The sequence below is a fragment of the Bacterioplanoides pacificum genome (assembly GCF_042648445.1).
GTDB lineage: Bacteria > Pseudomonadota > Gammaproteobacteria > Pseudomonadales > Oceanobacteraceae > Bacterioplanoides > Bacterioplanoides pacificum.
Map to the genome: position 1 here is coordinate 74696 of NZ_JBHRYB010000014.1, position 19457 is coordinate 94152.

The window sequence follows — 19457 nt, forward strand, 5'->3', positions numbered from 1 at the left end:
AGGCCGGTGGTGAAACACGCGAATGGGTTTCCCCCGGCTAACCGGCGTTACGCCGCATTTTCCGCTTAAGGCAGGCAGTTTGTGTTCAGTGATTGGCCCGTAGACATATTTCATTACCAGAGCAGTGAGCTGATCGAAACCGGCAGTTATGACCCCATTCTGGTGGCGTTGTCGGTGGTGATTGCGGTTCTGGCATCCTTTATGGGGTTTCAGGTTGCCACCCAGGTGTCGCATGACAGCAACCCGGGACGGAAGCAACTGATGCTATTGGCCGGCAGTCTGGTATTGGGCTGCGGTGTCTGGGCGATGCATTTTGTTGGCATGTTAGCGGCCGATTTATGCACCGCAGTCAGTTATGACGTGGGTATTACCGCGCTGTCGATTATACCGGCAGTACTCGCCTCCTGGGTGGCACTGAATCTGAATCTGCGTCCCGGCATTGGTTTACGTGATACCGTTTTGGGTGGCGTGCTGGTGGGGGCCGGTATTGGGGTGATGCATTACCTCGGTATGGAAGCCATGCAAATGGCGCCGTTGCTGCGTTATGACCTGCCTATGTTTTTATTATCGCTGGTTGTGGCGGTGTTGCTGGCGATGCTGGCGTTATGGATCCGTTTTGCCTTGTTACAGCTGAAGCCACGCCTGCCGTTATGGCTCAGTCCACATATGTTGGCCAGCATGGTGATGGGAGCGGCTATCTCCGGGATGCATTATGTCGGGATGGCGGCAGCCCGTTTTGTTGAAGTCCCTGGCATGGAACCCTGGCATGTATCGGATGCCAATACGTATCTTGCTTATGGCGTGTTTTTTACCACTCTGGTGGTGATCAGTGCGGTATTAGGCATTACCATTCTGTTTAAGTACAAAGACCTGGTGCGCAGCAGCCGCGACAACGAACAGCGTTTCCGCGCCATGATGGAAACCGCGGTCGACGGCATTATTATCATTAATCACAGCGGTATCGTGCAGGGCACTAATCAGGCAGTTGAGCGGATTCTTGGCTGGTCTGAATATGAGCTGAAGGGGCAGAACGTCAGCCGGGTGATGCCACAGGCATTACGTGATCAGCATAATGGTTATATCGGCCAGTATCTGTACAGCGGTGAGGCCAAAATTATTGGTACCGGCCGCGAGGTGCAGGCGTTACATAAAGACGGCCATGAAATTCCGGTAAGGTTGGGGATTGGTCATGTGAAGCAGGGTCAGGAAGACTTTTTTGTTGGCTTTATCTCTGATCTCAGTCAGCGGGTGGCGATGGAACAGCAGCTGCGAGATCGCGAAGCGAAACTCCGTTCACTGGTGGAAAACATCCCGGGGATTGCCTATCGCTGCCAGCAAACCGAAGGCTGTCCGATGGTGTATATCAGTGACGCGGTAGAGCAGATTACCGGTTATCCGGCGGCTGATTTTTTATTGCCGCAGCCAAAACGTTATTTTACCGAGTTATACCATCCGGATGACGAACAACTGATTGATCAGCAGGTTAAACCTCCGGTTTTTTCGCTGGAATATCGCATTATTGACCGTTCTGGTCAGCAACGCTGGTTGCTGGAACATGGCCGTTTTGTCACTGACGAATTCAGCGGCGATGTCTGGATTGATGGCTTTCTGATGGATATCACCGCCCGCAAAACCATGGAGCAGGAGTTACGCAAGGCAAAAGAAGTTGCCGAGCAGGCAGCGGCGTCGCGGGCTGCGTTTCTGGCGAATATGAGTCATGAAATCCGCACCCCGATGAATTCGATTATTGGTTTCAGCGATATTCTGCTGGAGTCGGAGCTGAGTGCCAGCCAGGCCAGCCAGCTGACGACCATTAATCGTTCGGCGAAATCTCTGCTGCACCTGCTGAACGATATTCTCGACAGCGCCAAGCTGGAAAAAGGCAAGCTGGCGCTGGAAGTCCGGCGCTTTTCACTGACCGATGAAATCGACACCGTTATCTCAACCTTATGGCTGCAGGCCAGTGACAAAGGCATCCGCATTGATACTCAGGTGTCGCCGTTATTACAGCATTTTTATCTGGGGGCCGCTGAGCGGATTCGTCAGGTGTTACTGAATCTGGTTGGTAATGCGGTGAAGTTTACTCAGGAAGGGGTGGTGACGGTACGGGTTGAACCCTGTGCCGGGCAGCGGGTGCGGTTTGCAATCAGCGATACCGGTATTGGTATGTCGGAACAACAGCTGAGCGCGGTGTTTGATGCTTTTGCCCAGGCGGATGTATCGATGAGCCGCCGCTTTGGTGGCACCGGGCTGGGCACCACCATCAGCAAACAGCTGGTGGAGCTGATGGGCGGCGAGATCGACGTGCGCAGTGAGCTGGGGGTGGGCAGCTGTTTCAGTTTTGATATTCCGTTGCAGCCTGCTGAACAACCCGAAGATGAGGATAAATCGGCGGCCCGGGGGACATTGCCGCTGCTGACGATTCTGGTGGTGGACGATATCGAACAGAATCTGGAGTTGCTGGAAATCCTGCTGCAACGGGCGGGTCATCAGGTGATTACGGCGCGGGATGGCAAGCAGGCGTTACATCATATGCAGAAGTCTACTGTGGACATCACCCTGATGGATCTGCAGATGCCGGTGATGGATGGCCTGACCGCTGCCCGCATGCGTCGTGCTCAGGAGCAGCAGGGCGCTCCTTATATGCCGATTATCGCGCTGACGGCCAGTGTTCAGGAACACGACCGGATGGCAGCAAAAGCAGCGGGCATGGACGGTTTTGCCAGCAAACCCATCGATATCACGTTACTGAATCTGGAAATTGCCCGGGTGCTGGAGCTGACGCCACAGGTATCAGCGCCGGCAACGATGGATCGTGTGGCAGTTGCGGATCCGGCAGTGTGGCTGGACGAACAGCAGGCGCTCAGTTTATGGGGCGATAAGGCGCGGTTTGTGCGGGAGCTGAATAACTTTGTCAACCAGTGGCCGGACTATTGTCGCCGTCTGCATCGGGCGATAGAACAGCAGGACGAAGCGGCCATACGGCGCCAGGCACATGCGCTGAAAGGGGTGTGTGGCAATCTGGGGTTACGTCAGTGGATGAATCTGCTGGCAACACTGGAACACAGTGAGCCCGCGATAGCCGCGGAGATTCTGGAAGAGATTCAGCGTGGCGGTGAGCAGCTGGAAAATTACCTGCAACAGATGACGGTGGCGGATGAACCCGCTGCTCCCGAGCCGGACAGTACGCAGTTGCTGCCTCTGCTGCAGCGTTTACAGCAGGCTGTTGCCAGTCATGGTTACGATGACGCCGATCTGCAACAACTGGCTGGCTATCGCACCACAGGCTTTGGCGAAGAGGTGCAGGCACGGATAACGGCACTGGTAACGGCACTGGAAGAGTTTGAATTTGACCGCGCATCGAAGCAGCTGCACAGCCTGCTGGCACAGCTCGGTCAGGCGGCAGAGGAGTAATCGATGGACAGCGCAATCCGGAACAAAGCGACGTTATTGCTGGTGGATGATGAAGCCGCCAATCTGCGTTTACTGCAGCAGACTCTGCAACAGGATTATCAGCTGGTTTTCGCCAAAAACGGTGCCCAGGCACTGCAGCTGGCGGCCAGTATTAAACCGGCTCTGATTCTGCTGGATATTATGATGCCGGATATGACCGGCATTGAAGTGTGCCAGCGCCTGAAACAACAGCCTGAAACCCAGCCCATTCCGGTGATATTTGTTACCGCGCTGGACGCCGAACATGATGAGGCCAGTGGCTTTGCGGCCGGTTGTGTGGACTACATTACCAAGCCGGTATCGAAAGCGGTGGTGCAGGCCCGGGTGAAAACCCATTTATCACTGGTGAACGCCGATGAGCTGCGTCGTAGCCGGTTGCAGATTATTCAGCGGCTGGGGAAGGCGGCTGAATTTAAAGACAACGAAACCGGGATGCATGTTGTGCGTATGAGCCATTATTCCCGGGTGCTGGGACTGGCCTATGGTTTGTGTGAAGCACAGGCCGATGATTTATTGCTGGCAGCACCGATGCACGATGTTGGCAAAATCGGTATTCCCGACAGCATTATGCTGAAACCGGGTAAGCTGACTGACGATGAATTCTCCATCATGAAACAACATCCACAAATTGGTGCGGATATTCTCGGCGATGCTGACTCCGACTTATTGCAGCTGGCGCGTTCGGTGGCGCTGAGCCACCACGAAAAATGGGATGGCAGTGGCTATCCGGCCGGACTGGCGGGAGAGGATATTCCACTGGAGGGACGTATTGTCGCGGTGGCGGATGTGTTTGATGCGCTGACCAGCAAGCGGCCTTATAAGGAGGCCTGGAGCGTGGCGGATACACTGGCTTTTATGCACGACCAGAAAGGCAAACATTTTGAGCCACTGCTGGTGGACTTGCTGCAGCAGAATCTCGACCAGATTCTCGCGATCAAACAGCGCTGGACCGATTAATACATCCGGCGCTGATTTTTTCTTTATTGTTTTTATACACAATACTGAAACAGTCTTTACGCAGCTTTGTCATGATAAGCGGCTAAAAATCGATTTGAATCAATGTTATCCGTCAGCGGCTTGCTTAGTCTGGCATGACTTCAGAACAAGGGAATGGCATATGGGGTCACAACAAACCTCCTACCACTCGGTTGAAGAAATCGTTGGTGATTTATTACGTTTACGTATCCCGCTGCCGGCGGCCGGTGAGCCACCTCTGGTACGGCTGGATGATCTGGCGGTGGTCAGCAGTGACGACGACAGTCGCCTGGCGCAGGTTATCGACATCAAAGCCGGGCTGGTCACCATGCAGGTGCTGGACGGCACCAAAGGTCTGGCGACCGATGCCAGCGTCACCTTTTTGGGTCACCCGATGCAGGTGACGTTTTCCGATAATATTCTTGGCCGCACCTTTAATGGCAAAGGTAAGGTGATCGATAATGGTCCACAGCTGAGTTATGACAGCCAGGTAGTGATTGGCGGGCCCACCGTTAATCCGATGCGCCGGGTACTGGCGTCGCGCATGATACGTACCAAAGTACCTATGATTGATGTGTTTAACTGCCTGGTTGAGAGTCAGAAAATCCCGGTGTTTTCGGTATCCGGAGAACCTTATAACCGCTTTTTAGCCCGCATTGGTATTCAGGCAGACGCCGACATTATTGTGTTTGGTGGCATGGGGCTGGTGTTTGATGATTTTTATTTTTTTCGCCAGTCGTTTGAAGATGCCGGGGTGCTGGCACGTACCGTGATGTTTGTGAATCAGGCCTCCGACTCCATTGTTGAACGGTTATTAGTGCCGGATATGGCGTTGGCGGTTGCCGAACGTTTTGCCGTTGAGGAAGGCAAACGGGTATTGGTGTTATTAACCGATATGACGGCTTATGCCGATGCCTTAAAAGAGGTGGGCATCGCCAATGAGCGGGTACCGTCTAATCGCGGTTATATGGGCGATTTATATTCCCAGCTGGCACGTCGTTACGAAAAAGCCTGTGATTACGCCAAAGGAGGGTCGGTAACCATTTTATCGGTGACCACCATGCCGGGTAACGACGTCAGTCATCCGGTGCCGGATAACACCGGGTATATCACCGAAGGACAGTTTTATTTACATAATGGCGTGTTAGATCCGTTTGGTTCACTGTCGCGGTTAAAACAACACGTGATTGGCAAGCAAACCCGCGAGGATCATAGCCAGGTGATGAACACCATGATCCGCTTTTATTCCGCTGCCGTAGAAGCAGAACAAAAGCAGGCGATGGCATTTGAATTATCCGATTATGACCGGCAACTGCTGCAGTTTGGTGGTTTATTCCGCCAGCATTTTATGGATCTGGACGTTTCAATGGAGCTGGAACAGGCGCTGGATCTGGCCTGGGATATGATGGCACGTTGTTTTTCAGCCGATCAGCTATTAATGAAACAGGAATTAATTAATAAATATTTTCCCCGTGAGGTCGCCGACGGTTCACTGAGTACAGCAGCAGAGGCAAGTGGCTGATGGCGCGGCTGTTATTATCGAAAGCGACGTTGTCGGCTCAGCGCAGACAACTGGCTGCGTATCGCCGTTTTTTGCCCTCGCTGGAAATGAAGCGGCAGCAGTTAATGGTGACGGTGAAGCAATGTCAGCAGACGATCGCCCGACAGCAGGCTGAATTGCAGCGTATTCGTGACAAAGTCCAGCGGGATTATCCGATGTTAGCGAATGACCGTATCGACCTGCACAGCCTCGCCAGAGTTGAGCAGGTGGTTACCCGGCGGGTCAATATTGTCGGCGTCTGGGTAGAAAAAATAGAGCAAGTCCGGTTGGCTTGTGCTCCGATCTCCATTCTTACCCGACCCCACTGGACGGATGGTTTGCAGGCGCTGTTAAAGCAGGCGTTAACGCTGGAAAGTGAACGCCGCCAGCAACAGCAGATTGCAGATGTTCTGCAACAGGAGCTGGTGAAAGTGACTCAGCGGGTGAATTTATTCGATAAAGTATTAATTCCACAGACGCTGAAAAATATCCGGAAAATACAGATTTATCTGGATGATAAAGACCGGGAAGCGGTGATTACTTCGAAAATCGCCAAAAGTAAACGTCAGGCTGACAATACGCCACAGAGCGCGGGGCCGGCGTTATGAGTATTGTACGACTGAAAAAAATCACCCTGGTCGGACGGCAGCAGGATAAAAACGATATTATTGCAGCGCTGCAACAGTTTGGCGAACTGCATATTATCGACAAAGAGCGGCCGAACAGTGCCCACGAAACTGAGCTGTCGCCGAAAGCACAGAAAGCCTATCAGGCAATTCAGTTTTTACAGCGCACCCAACATCCGCGCCGGGCGCTCAAACACGCCCGCCACTTTGATTTTGAACGGGTGGTGGATGAAGTATTAAATCTGAAAGAGTCCATCCGTGATATCAGCGACCGGCTGGAAGAGCTGAACGACCGCATCGGCCGTATGCGCCCCTGGGGAGATTTCAGTTTTCCACCGGAAGATTATGTCGATCATTTTCGTTTCTGGTTTTACCGTTTACCGGTTAAATACCGGGCCGCGTTAAATACTCTGGATGTCGCCTGGAAAATTGTTGGTCAGAGTCATCAGGAATTGTACCTGGTGGTGGTCTGTGATGATGAGCCGGGTCATGACTTTCTCCCGGTAGAACGTGAACACCTGGGCAGCCTGCCGTTCAAAACTCTGATACAGCAACGTGAAAATACCGAGCTAAGACTGGAAGAGCTGCAGGTGCGGCGCCAACAGTTGTGTCGTTATTTACCACAGCTGCAGCGCGATCTGGATCAGGCCAATAACCGCGCATTATTTCAGTACGTATCTGCCCAGAGTGAAGACTTCAGCGCGTTATTAACGGCAAACGAGCGCAATACAACAGAAGTGAATGGCCGCCTGTTTGTGTTAAAAGCCTGGCTGGTGGAGAAAAAAGTCCCGGCACTGACGGACCTCAGCCAGCAATGGGCTTTTGCTTTTGTCGCCGACGATCCTGAACCTGACGACCAGCCACCGACGTTATTACAACCCCCGCGGGGCTTTGCTGCCGGAGCCGATCTGGCCGCCATCTATCAGTTGCCGGACTATCGCAGCTGGGACCCATCGGTACATTTATATCTGTCGTTTGCATTGTTTTTTGCCATGATTTTATCCGATGCCGGTTATGCCCTGTTGCTGGCTGTCGGGCTGGCCTTAAGCTGGAAAAAACTGCCAGCGGCGATGGCTGGCTTATTGCGTTTTATGTTAGCCGGCGCAGCCATCTGGGGAGTGATGGTGGGCAGCTATTTTGGTTATGAGGCACCGGCGCCGTCGTTGTTAAATCAGTTAGCTGTGATTGATCTGAATGACTATAACGCCATGATGCAGCTGTCGGTACTGATTGGTGTCGGGCATATTATTCTGGCTAATCTCAGCGTTGCTCTGAGTCAGTGGCAACATTGGTCTGTATGGTTGCCGGCACTGGGCTGGGTCGGTATCAGTGTCAGTGGTTGTGTGTTCTGGCTGCTGCCAGGCCAGAGTGGGCTGGCAACTGTGCTAGCGGCGGCCAGTGCTCTGTTAATACTGGCATTTGCCAGTGAGCGGCCGGTAACGGATGGTAAAAGTGCGCTGTTACGTATCACGGATGGTCTGCTGAAACTGACCAGCCTGAGTAAATTATTCGGAGATGTACTCAGCTATATGCGGTTATTCGCACTGGGTTTAGCCAGTGCTTCACTGGCGTTGACGTTTAATAATCTGGCAGCTGATGCCTATGCCTCGAACAGCGGACTGGGGTTGTTAACCGGCAGTTTAATTTTTTTAACCGGTCATGTGATCAATCTGGCACTCGGCATTATGAGTGGCGTGGTACATGGCTTACGACTTAATTTTATCGAATTTTATAACTGGGGAGCACCGGGAGAAGGTTACGCTTATTCGCGCTTTGCGTTGCAGCGTTCAGCGGCGGCTTCACAGACTCATCAGGAGGAGAGTAATCATGAATGAACTGGTCATTGCACTGGGCTGGCTCGGGTTGTTTGCACCGGTGGCGCTGGGCGCGATTGGCAGCGTGATGGGGTGCGCCATCGCCGGGCAGGCAGCTATTGGCGCTATGCTGGATACCGAGTCCGGTTATGGCCGTTTTATTGGCTTATCGGTGTTGCCTTCATCGTTTGTGATTTATGGCATCGTACTGATGTTTACCTTGCAGCGTGATATCACTGCCGCCAACGCCGGTGGCCTGATGGGTATTGGTGTACTGGCCGGTCTGGCACTGTTATTTACCGGTATCTGGCAGGGACGCGCCTGTGCTTCGGCCATTACCGCGGCAAAAGAAAAACCGGAAATTTTTGCGCTATCGATTGCGCCGGCCGCCATCGTTGAAGGATTTGGTGTGTTCGTCTTTATTTTTGCGCTGGTGTTATCCGGCGGCTTGCCGGCGGCACATGGCTGACCGCTTCTGATGACTGCCAGAGAAGGAAAACAGCATGACTAAACAGGTAGCAAAACAAGTATCGTCGGGTATTGATGAACTGGTCGGGCGGTTAAAAAATGACGGTATTCAGGCTGGTCAGCAGCAGGCACTGAATATTATTGCCGAAGCTGAAAAACGTGCCGATATGCTCGAACGTCAGGCGCGGGAAAAAGCCGATGCTTTATTAAAACAAAGTCACGAACAAATCGAGCGCGAATCACGCGCGGCTCAGGATGCCTTACAGCTGGCATTCCGCGATATGGTGCTGGATATGAAAAATGCCATGCTGGAACGACTGTCGCAGGATTTTTCCCGTGAAGTGACGCAGCAGGCAGCCGCAGTGCCGGTACTGGAAAAACTGATCATCGAGGCGGTACGCCAGATCAGTGCAGACAGCCGGTTACAGGCACAAGCCGGAGAAACTCTTGAAGTGCTGGTGCCGCAGCAGTTATTACAACTGGATGATATTCGCGCGAACCCTCAGGCTGCCAGTGAAGGGCCGTTATCACAACTGGCGTTTCACCTTAACGAGCAAATGTTCAGTCAGGGGATCGAGTTTGCCAGCGGTGAACACAGTGGCGGTATTCAGATGAAACTGAAAGGCAGCGATATGGTGGTTGATATCAGTGATAAAGCGATTGCCGATCTGCTACTGAAATATCTGCAGCCGCGCTTCCGTGCCATTCTCGAAGGTGTGATTCACTGATGACCTTCAGCCCGGATGCCGTTAACGGCCAGCCCCGGCAATACCATAACCAGGACCAGTATCTGAGTTTACTGGCGGGATTGCCGGCCCATTTATCCTTATTTTCAGCCAACAAGCCGCCGGTGTCACGACTGACACTGGAGCAACGGTTAAAGGCACTGGAACCCCATCATCGTCATCTGTTAAGTGAAATTGAAGGGATCCTGCAGTGGGGATATTTTTCGCCAGAAATGACACATGAATTTAACGCCGATGGCTCGTTATTACCGGTGGAGAAAATTAAAGCGGTACTGGCCGCAATTGAGGATCATGCGTTGCAGACTCTGGTACGCGATAAAATAGATTTCCGCACTCTGGTGGGTGCCTTACGCCAGCGTCATCAGGATGTTCACAACCGCCCCCAGGGCCAGTGGACTGTCAGTCGTTTTAAACAAAATATCGAAAATAACTGGCAGGAACCCTGTTTCCGGCTGGAGCATGCCATGCCCTGGCTGAGCGAGGCGAAGCAGTTTATCGACAGCGACCAGCCTTTAGCACTGGAAAAGTTATTAATGAAAAATGCCTGGCTGCATTTATCCAGACCATTGGCGAATCATGGATTCAGTTTTTATGCTGTGGTTATTTACGTTTTAAAATGGAACATTGTTGAACGCTGGAGCCGCTATGACGGTGATCTGGCGGTTCAGCGGTTTGATCAGTTATTGCAGGCCGGGTTATCACGGGGAGAAGCAGGATGACGGAGCACACCGTTTCACAACAAGCCAGTTGTCGGGTGGTTGCGGTTCAGGATGATCTGGTCACGATCGAAAGTCTGGCACATCAGCCGCTGATTAAAAATGAAGTAATTTATATTCTGCCCAGTCGTCAGGCACAGGATGGCGCTGCCGGAGAGTTGCGCCAGGAATGGCTGAAAGCCGAAGTATTACGTATTAACGGTAAACGTGCCGATGCCCAGGTGTATGAAAGCACGAGCGGCGTCGGGGTTGGTGATGCGGTCGTGCAAAGCGGGGAAATGTTATCGGCAGAGCTGGGGCCCGGATTGCTGGGAATGGTGTACGATGGCCTGCAGAATCCGCTGCAACAACTGGCCTCTGATTTCGGCACTTTTCTGCCTCGTGGAGTGGACATTAAAGCTCTCGATCAGGAAAAAAAATGGTTATTTAAACCACAGGCCCGGGCCGGTGATACCGTGGTTGCCGCTCAGGTATTGGGTACGGTAGCTGAAGGGCGTTTCAGCCATAAAATTATGGCACCGTTCGATTTAAATGGCCGCTGGCAGCTGGACTGGATTCAGCAGGGGAATGTCAGGGTACAGGATACAGTGGCGCAGTTGTCGGATATTCATGGCAATCAGCGGGACATCCGCTTAATGCAGCGCTGGCCGATTCGTAAACCGGTTTCCCGGGCATTAATTGAGCGCGGCCAGGCACAACGTCAATACCCGCAACAACCACTGGCGACGACGATGCGTCTGGTGGATACCTTTTTCCCGATCGCCAAAGGGGGGACCGGCTGTATTCCCGGTCCGTTCGGAGCGGGAAAAACCGTATTACAGGGTTTGATCTCGCGTTATTCCGATGTCGATATCGTGATTGTCGTGGCGTGTGGTGAACGGGCCGGGGAAGTGGTGGAAACCATTCAGGAATTCCCCAATATGGCAGATCCGAAAACCGGCGGTACGTTAATGGATCGTACCATCATTATCTGTAACACCTCTTCCATGCCGGTGGCCGCCCGGGAAGCTTCTATTTATATGGGCATTACACTGGCGGAGTATTATCAGAGCATGGGGTTTGATGTGTTGCTGATTGCTGACTCGACATCGCGCTGGGCCCAGGCAATGCGGGAGACCTCCGGCCGTTTGGAGGAAATTCCAGGCGAGGAAGCCTTTCCCGCCTATCTCGATTCGGCCATTAAAAATGTCTACGAGCGGGCCGGGGTATTACAGCGCCAGGATGATCATCAACCGGGTAGCGATTATTGCGGCACCTTAACCATGATCGGCACTGTGTCACCGGCTGGCGGTAATTTTGAAGAACCGGTAACTCAGTCTACTTTAGGCACTGTCAAAACATTTTTAGGGTTATCAGCCGATCGCGCATATAAACGTTTTTATCCGGCGGTTGATCCGTTGTTAAGCTGGTCGCGTTATCTGCAACAGCTTAAACCCTGGTTCGAAAAAAATCTGGAAGCCGGCTGGACTGACCGGGTCAGCCGGCTGCGGGAGTTATTGCACCAAGGCGATGAAATTAACCGCATGATGCAGGTGACCGGTGAGGAAGGCGTTAGTCGAGATGATTTTATTGTCAGTCAGAAAGCGACCTTGCTGGATATGGTGTATCTGCAACAGGATGCCTTTGACGATGTTGATGTTTCTGTGCCCATGGCGCGTCAGCAGGCGTTATTACATCTGCTTGAGCGGGTGATTGATCATCAGCCAGGTGGCGAAAGTAAAACGGAGTTACGCAGTTTTTATACGCAACTGACCGGGTTGTTAAAAAATCTGAATTATTCCGTTGATAACAGCCCCGAGTATCAGCGCTTATTGACCGAGATTGAAGGGCGGTTAGTCTGACAGCGGCCAGCCAGGGCCGGTTAACCGTCAAAGGTGAATGTCAGATAGTTATCCATTATCGGCTGTATCCGTATCGGACGTTTTCTGGCTGTTTTTTTTCTGTTGCTGCAGATATTTCCGGCGATGGCGACTGGCCGGCCACTCCAGCAGCCAGCTGACCGATAATACGCTGATCATAAAAGCGATAAACGGCGATAAAAACCAATAATATCCCAGACTGGAATAATCGCTCAGTTGCCAGTACCAGATAATGGGCAAACACCAGAACGGTGAAAAACAACTGATCAGGTACAGCGCCATACAAATGCGGCGGCTGATCTTAGGCACCTTATAGTGATAATCGCGGGCATTCTGCATCACCCCACCAATGGCTGCGGCCTGCAGTGCCAGCATGGGAATAGCAAACAGATATAACGCAATCAGCAGGGCGCTGGCGGCTAAGGTAATATAAAAATCCATATTAAAGCTGTGACTCCCGGCTGAGCTGATGGTTTAGCCATAACTGATAGCGTTGTTGTGCCTGTGCGGCAATCTGCAGTGGTTTATTGTGAATCCAGTCAGGCTTATGGTGACGACTCAGTGGCGCAATGTAACACTGATTTCCATCGGGGGCGCGGCAAAGGTCGTTGCCAAACCGTTGTGCCGGGCGGTTCCAGACAATGCCACGGTAATGATAGGAGGTGCTGCGACGCGACACGTGAATCAGATCGAGCCAGACTTCATGGCTGCCAGGGAAATGAATATACGCTAATAAACAACTATCCGCGCTGTGGGTGTGTGTTGGCATGGCTTATCCTGAGTCAGGCTCGCGCCGGCTGATTATTGCGTGCGGCTATCGACATCCGGTTCCGGGGTATTGCTGAACGAATATTGCACGGCGATCACTTCGCGGAAATTCCGGTCGATAAAACCACACTGGCCGCCCTGTAACTGATAATGTTCGCCATGCTGATCGTATTCCTTCTCCAGCTGGCCGCGGCACACTTTGGCAAAGCCCTGATAAAAGTGACTGGCCCAGCTGTAGTCGGTACGTTTTTCAATTGCCATTAACTGGTTAAAAAAGACGACTTTATTATCCTCCAGGCCAACCGCCAGGCCGGCGCTGAAGGCGTTGCAATCATTATCCTGATAAAACGGGGAACGCCGGCCAAGGCCATTCTGATTAACATAAAACCAGCCGCGCTGATCATGGCTGTTCACAAAAATACATTGCATGCCAAATTTTGACCAATGGATACGGCTGCGGATGTTGTTATCCAGTTGCAGCAGCCCGTTTCTGAGGGTGCCACAGGATTGCCCCTGTTGCAGTTCGCCGCTGTGGCGATCAGGGTAAAGGCAGGTATTGGCCTGGGTTGCTGCCGCACTTGTGAAGTGCAGCGGCAATACCAGCCCCAGCAGTAATATTTTAAATACAGACATAACGGCATCCCTGTCGGTGCTGGTGCGAATTATTCCATCTGTGGTTTTTCAGCCAGCGGTACTGATTTCGTTAAATACTCCCATAAATAACCGGCTGCTGATACGTACCAGTGTTTCTTTTGTGACTTCCTGCGGGTTTCGCAGCCAATAGGTGGCGGCCTGACGCATGGCACCAACCATGGCAATAGTCATGATGCTGGCTTCGCTGTCGCTGTATTGCCACTGCGGAGTAATATTGCGCATAAACTGCAAAAGAATATCAGCAAAACTGTTGATATAGCTGTGGTACAGCTGATCCACCTCGGGGCTGACACCTTCCAGCTCCACCATACACACGCGAGCCACTCGCGGATCCTGTAACGCGCTGTAGTAGGCATCCAGTGCTGCGACAATCAGTTGTTGCGGATCGTTGTTCTGTTTCGCTGCCAGGCGTTGTATCACCTGATTACGGATATCAGTCATCCGGTCTTCGTATACCGCGGTCAGCAGGTTCTGGATATTGCCAAACTCGGCATAAAAATAGCGGTCGGTGAGGCCGGCTGCGCGGCAGATACCACGAACGGTGGCCTGACGGAAGCCGTCGCTGCCAAAGATATCCAGGCCAGCCTGCAGAAACTGCTGGCGGCGTTGTTGTTTACGTTCTGCCTGGCTCATACCGCCATAAGTGCGGCCGCCAGCGGGCGTTGAAGTTGTCTTAATTGGACTCATGGCAATATTTGACGACAAGCGTCCTCAGAAGTAAAGTGAAGACACATGTCATCAGATAAATATAACAATCTGGCTGCGCCCTGACGCAGCTGAACCGGGGAACTAATGTTATGTCTTCTTCTCATACGGTCATTATTATTGGTAGCGGCTTTGGTGGCCAGTGTGCCGCGTTACGCCTGAAAGAACAGGGGATTGATGATTTTATTCTGCTGGAGCGGCGTGATTTTATGGGGGGGACCTGGTGTCAGAACAGTTACCCCGGTGCGGCGGTGGACGTGCAGTCGCCGTTGTATTCGATTGAATCTGAGCCTTATGACTGGTCGCAGATGTTTGCTGAGCAGGATGAGCTGCAGCAATACACCAATTATGTGATCGACAAACATCAGTTGCGTGAGCGTACCCGTACCAGCACCAATGTGGAAAAAATCCAGTGGCTGGACGAGCAGCAGCAATGGCTGATCGAGGTAACCGATATTCACACGGGTGAGGCGGCCAGCTACCGGGCACGGTTTGTGATTAACGCTTCCGGGCCGTTAAGTACACCGGTGATACCGGATTTTAACGGCCGCGATTCCTTTAAAGGTGAAGCATTCCACACCAATAACTGGAACCACGACTTTGATCTGAGCGGTAAAAAAGTGGCCATTATTGGCAGTGGTGCCAGTGCGGCACAGATTATTCCGGAAATTGCGCCCAAAGTGGGCCAGCTGCATGTTTTCCAGCGTTCTCCACACTGGGTAATGCCGCGCCACGATTATCGTTTTAAAGGCTGGCAGCGTACATTATTACGCAACCGGCGGATTTATAAATTATTGCGGCAAGCCATTTATTGGGGACTGGAAACCCGGGTGGTTGGTTTTAAATATTCGCGCTTTATGCTCGACCTGATGGCCACACGGGTGGCAAAAAAACATATTCGCAAGCAGATAAAGGACCCGCAGTTGCAGCAGCAGGTGACACCGGATTTTGTTATTGGCTGTAAGCGGGTGATTCTGTCGAATACTTTATATCCGGCTTATTGCCGCGACAATGTGTCGTTGCATACCAAAGACGATGGCATTGAGGAAATCACCGCCAGCGGCATTAACACCCGCAAAGGTGAACAGCTTGACCTGGATCTGATTATTTATTCCACCGGCTATGACGCCACCGACGGCGTGATCTCGTATCCGGTTATCGGCAAGCAGGGCACGACGCTGGCGGATGTCTGGCATGATTATCCCCGTGCTTATTTAGGTACCAGTGCACCGGGTTTCCCGAATCTGTTTATTGTCACCGGGCCGAACACAGGTATTGGTCATACCTCGGCTATTTTTGTTATTGAAGCGCAGATGAATTACATCATCGCGGCCATCCAGGCGGTGGGTAAACAAGCGAAACAAACCATCGAAGTACGTGCCGATGCCGAGGAGCGTTATACCCGCCATATTCATGACGAAATGGCCAAAACCGTGTGGCAGAACGGCGGCTGCAACAGCTGGTATAAAAGTAAAAGCGGCAAGGTCATTGCGATGTTCCCCGGCTTCAGTTTTACCTTCCGGCGCTGGACTAAAAATTTCCGTGCCAAGGATCACAGCTTTAGCTAACATGGGGAAATGGATGCCAAAGTAATATGGATGACAGGCCTGAGCGGAGCGGGGAAAACCACGCTGGCTCAGGCATTGGTGAATCAGCTTGAAGCTGCCGGAGAGCGGGTGTATCTGCTGGACGGCGATACGTTACGCTCGGGGCTGAACGCCGATCTCGGTTTTTCTGCCGCCGACCGCCACGAGAATGTGCGCCGTATCGGTGAAGTGGCCCGGCTCTTTTTTGATCAGGGCTACATCGTGGTGGTGGCCTGTATATCACCTTACCAGCAATCAAGAATGGCGGTGCGTCAGCGAATCGGCAGCGCACATTTCCTCGAAATTTACCTCAATACTCCGCTGAGTGTGTGTGAATCGCGCGATCCGAAAGGTCTGTACGGCAAAGTACGTCGTGGCGAAATCAGCGCGTTTACCGGTATCTCGGCACCCTACCAAACGCCACAGTCGGCGGAGCTGGTGATCAACACCGCTGATCGCCCGGTTGAACAATGCCTGAATGAGATTCATCAGCTGCTGTACTGAGGGTTTGTTGATACCGGGGAATACGTCTGATTACTGGTTGCCGGAAGTGAGCCGCTAAGGCCTGTTAATCGTGTTAACAGGCCCGGGAATGCAGCAACCGTTATCAGGCAGTTTTGCCGGATTGTTGTTTGCCTTTCATTTTGACTGCCAGGGTAAAAATTTTCTGGTAGGCGGCAGGTAACAGACGTACCAGTAAATCGAACATTTTTGCATCCGGGCCAATCAATACCCGGCGTTTATTTTTTTCGATGCCGTTGACAATGGTGCGGGCGGCTTTTTCCGGGGTATTAATAAATAATTTTTCGAAATCAGCGGTGGCTGCATCATTGCTGACGCCGGTGGCGGTTTCACAGCTGTCTGACATGCGGGCTGCTTTGGCAATATTGGTTTTAATTCCCCCCGGATGAACACAGGTGCTGCTGACACAGGAGTTGGTTAATTCCAGATCCTGGCGTAACGATTCGGTGAACCCCCGTACCGCAAATTTGGTAGCGTTATAACCACTCATTAACGGCTGGGATGCCAGGCCAAAAATACTGGAGACATTCACCACCTGACCCTCACCGGATTTTTCCAGTTTCGGTAAAAAAGCTTTGGTGCCGTACACCACACCCCAGAAGTTAATGTCGGTAATCCAGCGATATTCATCCAGTGACAGACCCGCAACCGTACCCGATAAAGCAACACCGGCATTATTAATAATAATGTTCACTTTACCGTATTCGGCTTCAACATCATCGGCCCATTGGTAAACGGCCTGTTCGTCGGACACGTCGAGCCGGGTCTGGGTGACCTTAACCGGATAAGCTGATAATAACTGTCCCGTTTCTGCCAGCCCGCTTTCGTTGACATCCGCCAGTGCCAGGTTACAGCCTTTTTGTGCCAGCAAGATGGCCAGCGCGCGTCCGATGCCCGATCCGGCGCCGGTAATGGCAGCGACTTTATTGTTCAGATTTTTCATGCGGTACCCCTGTTTTTTTCGTTGTTATAATCGTGACGTCTGGCCATTATTCCGCCGCCAGGGTGGTGAGAAAGTGGCGGTATTTATCCGCCGCCTCAGCGGGTTGCTCAACCATTGGCATATGACCAATGCCGGGCCAGATTTCGACCTGCAGGTTATTCACACCCTGCTGCCAGACCGCTACTGAACTGACGTGTAATAAGCGGTCTTTATCGCCCCACCACAATAATGCCGGTGCCGTCAGCCGGTGCAGCTGCTGGTCGAGGTAATCACTGGCGTGAAAATCGGCGAAAATCTTTTCCAGCTGGTGGCGGCGTTCGATGTAACTCTGACCGACGGCTTCCAGAACGATATCCGGCAGGAAGGGTGGCTGTTCCATGGTCATGGCGTAAAAATCATCGAACTCAGTGCGGTTATGAATCAGGAACGGGTTATCTCCGCGGGCCAGCATTCTGGCCATATCACTCAGCTCAGGTGCAACTACGCCAGCGGGATCAATCATGGTGGCCGACAACACTCGGTGCGGATAATGAATGGCAAAGGTTGCGCTCAGGAATCCTCCCATGGAGTTACCGATAATATGAACCTGACGGATACCCAGACGGTCGAGTAACAAGGCCAGACGATTGGCCTGAGCCGGCATGCTGTAATCCCAGCCGGGGTCAAACGGCGAATCACCGTGGCCGGCCATATCGGGGATAATAATATGATAATCGTCGCTGAGATGACGGGCGAAGCGTGGCCAGACGTCTTTATCGGCGCTGTAACCATGCAACATCACTATCACCGGACGGTCGCTTTGCTGCTGCTTGTTGTTTGTTGGCTGATTGTTGTTTTGGGGCTGATTGTTGGTTGTTGGTTGATTGTTATACAGCGCCAGCGACATCTCGCCGATATCGATCGTTTGTTGTTCGAAGCCATACAGTGAGGCCTCCAGGTCGGTGGCGTGGCTGTAGATCCAGTGACCGAACTGGGCGTACTGGCCGCGTATCAGGCCAAAAGTCAGTGCCAGCAGCAGGGCACTGAACAGCAAAGTGGTTTTTTTCATTATATTTATTTCCTGGCTGAGCATCGTTGGCTATCTGAAGATAGCTGTCATCACTTTATTTTTGCGCGTCGGACAGGTCAAATTTTCAGGCGGTTGTATCCTGCCAATATTCTGCGGTCAGCGGTTTTTTTGCGCTTATTGAGTGGTTTGTTTAATATCCGTTTCCCAATTATTAATTCCATAAGGAAATGAGGATGTCCCAAGATACCGCCGTTAACCCATACGATGCTCCTGCAGCAGAGCTTGATGCCGCAACAGCGTCGTCTGAAATCCGTTTTTGCCCGCCCAAAGGTATCAGAGGTGGTGAAGGTTTCAGCATCTTTGGTGATGCCTGGCAAATCTTTAAACAAGCACCCTGGTTGTGGATTGCGACGACCTTTTCGTTATTCATTCTGATGATGCTGTTATCACTGATCCCGATTGCCGGTCAGATTGCTACTGCTCTGCTGGTGACGCCGATGGCGGCTGGTTTATATATGGGCGCCGAAGAAATCCGCAACGGTGGCAGCCTGAAGTTTGGTCACTTATTTGCGGCCTTCAGCTCAGGTAAAGGCGGCCGTCTGATGGGCTTTGCGGTGGTGTATCTGGTGTTGTATATCGTTGCCATGGCTGTGCCCCTGCTGGCGCTGGGTCAGGGGAATTTGTTACCTCTGCTGTTGGGCCAGGAGGCTGGCAACTTCAATCCGGCCGGCATGATGGCAGGTTTTGCCGTTATGATGATTGTTGGTCTGGCGCTGAGCATGGTGTACTGGTTTGCGGTACCGCTGATCGCTTTGCAGGATCAGAAAATGTTTCAGGCCATGGGTAACAGCCTGAAGGGCTGTCTGAAAAACATCTGGCCACTGACCCTGTACGGTTTGGCGATGATGTTCTGGATGATTGTTGCCATGATTCCGCTTGGTCTGGGTCTGTTTGTTATGATCCCGGTGTTATACATCAGCTGTTATACCGGTTACCGTCGTATTTTCACTGAATAATAACGACAGTCGCGCGGTTAACAGAATGCCTCCCGCCCAACGGCCGGAGGCATTTTT

At 52.2% G+C, this 19457-nt stretch carries 18 protein-coding genes; 12 read left to right on the forward strand and 6 right to left on the reverse strand.

The window, feature by feature from the left end; genetic code table 11:
• Positions 1–81 precede the first annotated feature (81 nt).
• From ACFOMG_RS14390 to ACFOMG_RS14430, 9 genes are all read left to right on the forward strand, one after another.
• Positions 82–3414, forward strand: a complete 3333-nt coding sequence (locus tag ACFOMG_RS14390) for an MHYT domain-containing protein (RefSeq protein WP_376867616.1) — start codon at positions 82–84, stop codon at positions 3412–3414.
• A 3-nt stretch (positions 3415–3417) separates the two neighbouring features.
• Entirely contained in the window at positions 3418–4410 is a 993-nt protein-coding gene (locus tag ACFOMG_RS14395) for a response regulator (RefSeq protein WP_376867618.1), read from the forward strand.
• A gap of 160 nt (positions 4411–4570) precedes the next feature.
• A complete protein-coding gene (locus ACFOMG_RS14400; protein WP_376867619.1) occupies positions 4571–5950 on the forward strand; it encodes a V-type ATP synthase subunit B in 1380 nt (459 codons plus the stop codon).
• A complete protein-coding gene (locus ACFOMG_RS14405; protein WP_376867620.1) occupies positions 5950–6576 on the forward strand; it encodes a V-type ATP synthase subunit D in 627 nt (208 codons plus the stop codon). Before ACFOMG_RS14400 ends, ACFOMG_RS14405 begins: the two co-directional genes overlap by 1 nt.
• The gene (locus tag ACFOMG_RS14410; RefSeq protein WP_376867621.1) at positions 6573–8429 is read left to right on the forward strand and encodes a V-type ATP synthase subunit I; all 1857 of its coding nucleotides are present in this window, start codon (positions 6573–6575) and stop codon (positions 8427–8429) included. The genes ACFOMG_RS14405 and ACFOMG_RS14410 overlap by 4 nt, the downstream gene beginning before the upstream one ends.
• Positions 8422–8877, forward strand: coding sequence for an ATP synthase subunit C (locus ACFOMG_RS14415; protein ID WP_376867622.1), 456 nt, complete (start codon positions 8422–8424; stop codon positions 8875–8877). Before ACFOMG_RS14410 ends, ACFOMG_RS14415 begins: the two co-directional genes overlap by 8 nt.
• Before the next feature lie 34 nt (positions 8878–8911).
• Positions 8912–9604 (forward strand): hypothetical protein, encoded by a 693-nt coding sequence (locus tag ACFOMG_RS14420; protein WP_376867623.1) that lies wholly within the window; start codon positions 8912–8914, stop codon positions 9602–9604.
• Positions 9604–10341: a hypothetical protein gene (locus ACFOMG_RS14425; protein ID WP_376867624.1), complete on the forward strand. Its 738-nt coding sequence runs from the start codon at positions 9604–9606 to the stop codon at positions 10339–10341. Before ACFOMG_RS14420 ends, ACFOMG_RS14425 begins: the two co-directional genes overlap by 1 nt.
• Complete coding sequence (locus ACFOMG_RS14430) at positions 10338–12179, forward strand: V-type ATP synthase subunit A (RefSeq protein ID WP_376867625.1); 1842 nt, start codon at positions 10338–10340, stop codon at positions 12177–12179. The genes ACFOMG_RS14425 and ACFOMG_RS14430 overlap by 4 nt, the downstream gene beginning before the upstream one ends.
• A gap of 48 nt (positions 12180–12227) precedes the next feature.
• Here ACFOMG_RS14430 and ACFOMG_RS14435 read toward each other — a convergent pair whose 3' ends face one another.
• The 4 genes from ACFOMG_RS14435 to ACFOMG_RS14450 are packed head-to-tail and all read right to left on the reverse strand — an operon-like array spanning position 12228 to position 14306.
• Positions 12228–12638, reverse strand: a complete 411-nt coding sequence (locus tag ACFOMG_RS14435) for a hypothetical protein (protein ID WP_376867626.1) — start codon at positions 12636–12638, stop codon at positions 12228–12230.
• Position 12639: 1 nt separating this feature from the next.
• A complete protein-coding gene (locus ACFOMG_RS14440; protein ID WP_376867627.1) occupies positions 12640–12966 on the reverse strand; it encodes a hypothetical protein in 327 nt (108 codons plus the stop codon).
• A 32-nt stretch (positions 12967–12998) separates the two neighbouring features.
• Positions 12999–13598, reverse strand: a complete 600-nt coding sequence (locus tag ACFOMG_RS14445) for a hypothetical protein (RefSeq protein WP_376867629.1) — start codon at positions 13596–13598, stop codon at positions 12999–13001.
• 48 nt (positions 13599–13646) lie between these two features.
• Complete coding sequence (locus ACFOMG_RS14450) at positions 13647–14306, reverse strand: TetR/AcrR family transcriptional regulator (protein ID WP_376867630.1); 660 nt, start codon at positions 14304–14306, stop codon at positions 13647–13649.
• Positions 14307–14416: 110 nt separating this feature from the next.
• On the opposite strand from ACFOMG_RS14450, the gene ACFOMG_RS14455 reads away from it, so the two are divergent.
• Positions 14417–15892 carry a flavin-containing monooxygenase gene (locus ACFOMG_RS14455; protein WP_376867631.1) on the forward strand — a complete coding sequence of 492 codons (1476 nt, stop codon included), beginning with the start codon at positions 14417–14419 and terminating at the stop codon, positions 15890–15892.
• A 9-nt stretch (positions 15893–15901) separates the two neighbouring features.
• Positions 15902–16414, forward strand: a complete 513-nt coding sequence (gene cysC / locus ACFOMG_RS14460; RefSeq protein WP_376867632.1) for an adenylyl-sulfate kinase — start codon at positions 15902–15904, stop codon at positions 16412–16414.
• 103 nt (positions 16415–16517) lie between these two features.
• Here the strand turns inward: cysC and ACFOMG_RS14465 are convergent, their stop codons facing one another.
• Complete coding sequence (locus tag ACFOMG_RS14465; protein ID WP_376867633.1) at positions 16518–17375, reverse strand: SDR family NAD(P)-dependent oxidoreductase; 858 nt, start codon at positions 17373–17375, stop codon at positions 16518–16520.
• 46 nt (positions 17376–17421) lie between these two features.
• The gene (locus tag ACFOMG_RS14470) at positions 17422–18423 is read right to left on the reverse strand and encodes an alpha/beta fold hydrolase (protein WP_376867634.1); all 1002 of its coding nucleotides are present in this window, start codon (positions 18421–18423) and stop codon (positions 17422–17424) included.
• 194 nt (positions 18424–18617) lie between these two features.
• Between ACFOMG_RS14470 and ACFOMG_RS14475 the strand changes: the two genes are divergently transcribed.
• Positions 18618–19400, forward strand: a complete 783-nt coding sequence (locus tag ACFOMG_RS14475; protein WP_376867635.1) for a BPSS1780 family membrane protein — start codon at positions 18618–18620, stop codon at positions 19398–19400.
• Positions 19401–19457 lie beyond the last annotated feature (57 nt).

Excerpts from the sequence above, each read along its gene's own strand:
- ACFOMG_RS14430 (WP_376867625.1), top strand. The coding sequence starts at position 10,338 with ATGACGGAGCACACCGTTTCACAACAAGCCAGTTGTCGGGTGGTTGCG.
- ACFOMG_RS14405 (WP_376867620.1), top strand. The coding sequence starts at position 5,950 with ATGGCGCGGCTGTTATTATCGAAAGCGACGTTGTCGGCTCAGCGCAGA.
- ACFOMG_RS14475 (WP_376867635.1), top strand. The coding sequence starts at position 18,618 with ATGTCCCAAGATACCGCCGTTAACCCATACGATGCTCCTGCAGCAGAG.
- ACFOMG_RS14445 (WP_376867629.1), bottom strand. The coding sequence starts at position 13,598 with ATGTCTGTATTTAAAATATTACTGCTGGGGCTGGTATTGCCGCTGCAC.
- cysC (WP_376867632.1), top strand. The coding sequence starts at position 15,902 with ATGGATGCCAAAGTAATATGGATGACAGGCCTGAGCGGAGCGGGGAAA.
- ACFOMG_RS14440 (WP_376867627.1), bottom strand. The coding sequence starts at position 12,966 with ATGCCAACACACACCCACAGCGCGGATAGTTGTTTATTAGCGTATATT.
- ACFOMG_RS14410 (WP_376867621.1), top strand. The coding sequence starts at position 6,573 with ATGAGTATTGTACGACTGAAAAAAATCACCCTGGTCGGACGGCAGCAG.
- ACFOMG_RS14455 (WP_376867631.1), top strand. The coding sequence starts at position 14,417 with ATGTCTTCTTCTCATACGGTCATTATTATTGGTAGCGGCTTTGGTGGC.
- ACFOMG_RS14420 (WP_376867623.1), top strand. The coding sequence starts at position 8,912 with ATGACTAAACAGGTAGCAAAACAAGTATCGTCGGGTATTGATGAACTG.
- ACFOMG_RS14465 (WP_376867633.1), bottom strand. The coding sequence starts at position 17,375 with ATGAAAAATCTGAACAATAAAGTCGCTGCCATTACCGGCGCCGGATCG.
- ACFOMG_RS14435 (WP_376867626.1), bottom strand. The coding sequence starts at position 12,638 with ATGGATTTTTATATTACCTTAGCCGCCAGCGCCCTGCTGATTGCGTTA.
- ACFOMG_RS14400 (WP_376867619.1), top strand. The coding sequence starts at position 4,571 with ATGGGGTCACAACAAACCTCCTACCACTCGGTTGAAGAAATCGTTGGT.
- ACFOMG_RS14470 (WP_376867634.1), bottom strand. The coding sequence starts at position 18,423 with ATGAAAAAAACCACTTTGCTGTTCAGTGCCCTGCTGCTGGCACTGACT.
- ACFOMG_RS14450 (WP_376867630.1), bottom strand. The coding sequence starts at position 14,306 with ATGAGTCCAATTAAGACAACTTCAACGCCCGCTGGCGGCCGCACTTAT.
- ACFOMG_RS14395 (WP_376867618.1), top strand. The coding sequence starts at position 3,418 with ATGGACAGCGCAATCCGGAACAAAGCGACGTTATTGCTGGTGGATGAT.
- ACFOMG_RS14415 (WP_376867622.1), top strand. The coding sequence starts at position 8,422 with ATGAATGAACTGGTCATTGCACTGGGCTGGCTCGGGTTGTTTGCACCG.
- ACFOMG_RS14425 (WP_376867624.1), top strand. The coding sequence starts at position 9,604 with ATGACCTTCAGCCCGGATGCCGTTAACGGCCAGCCCCGGCAATACCAT.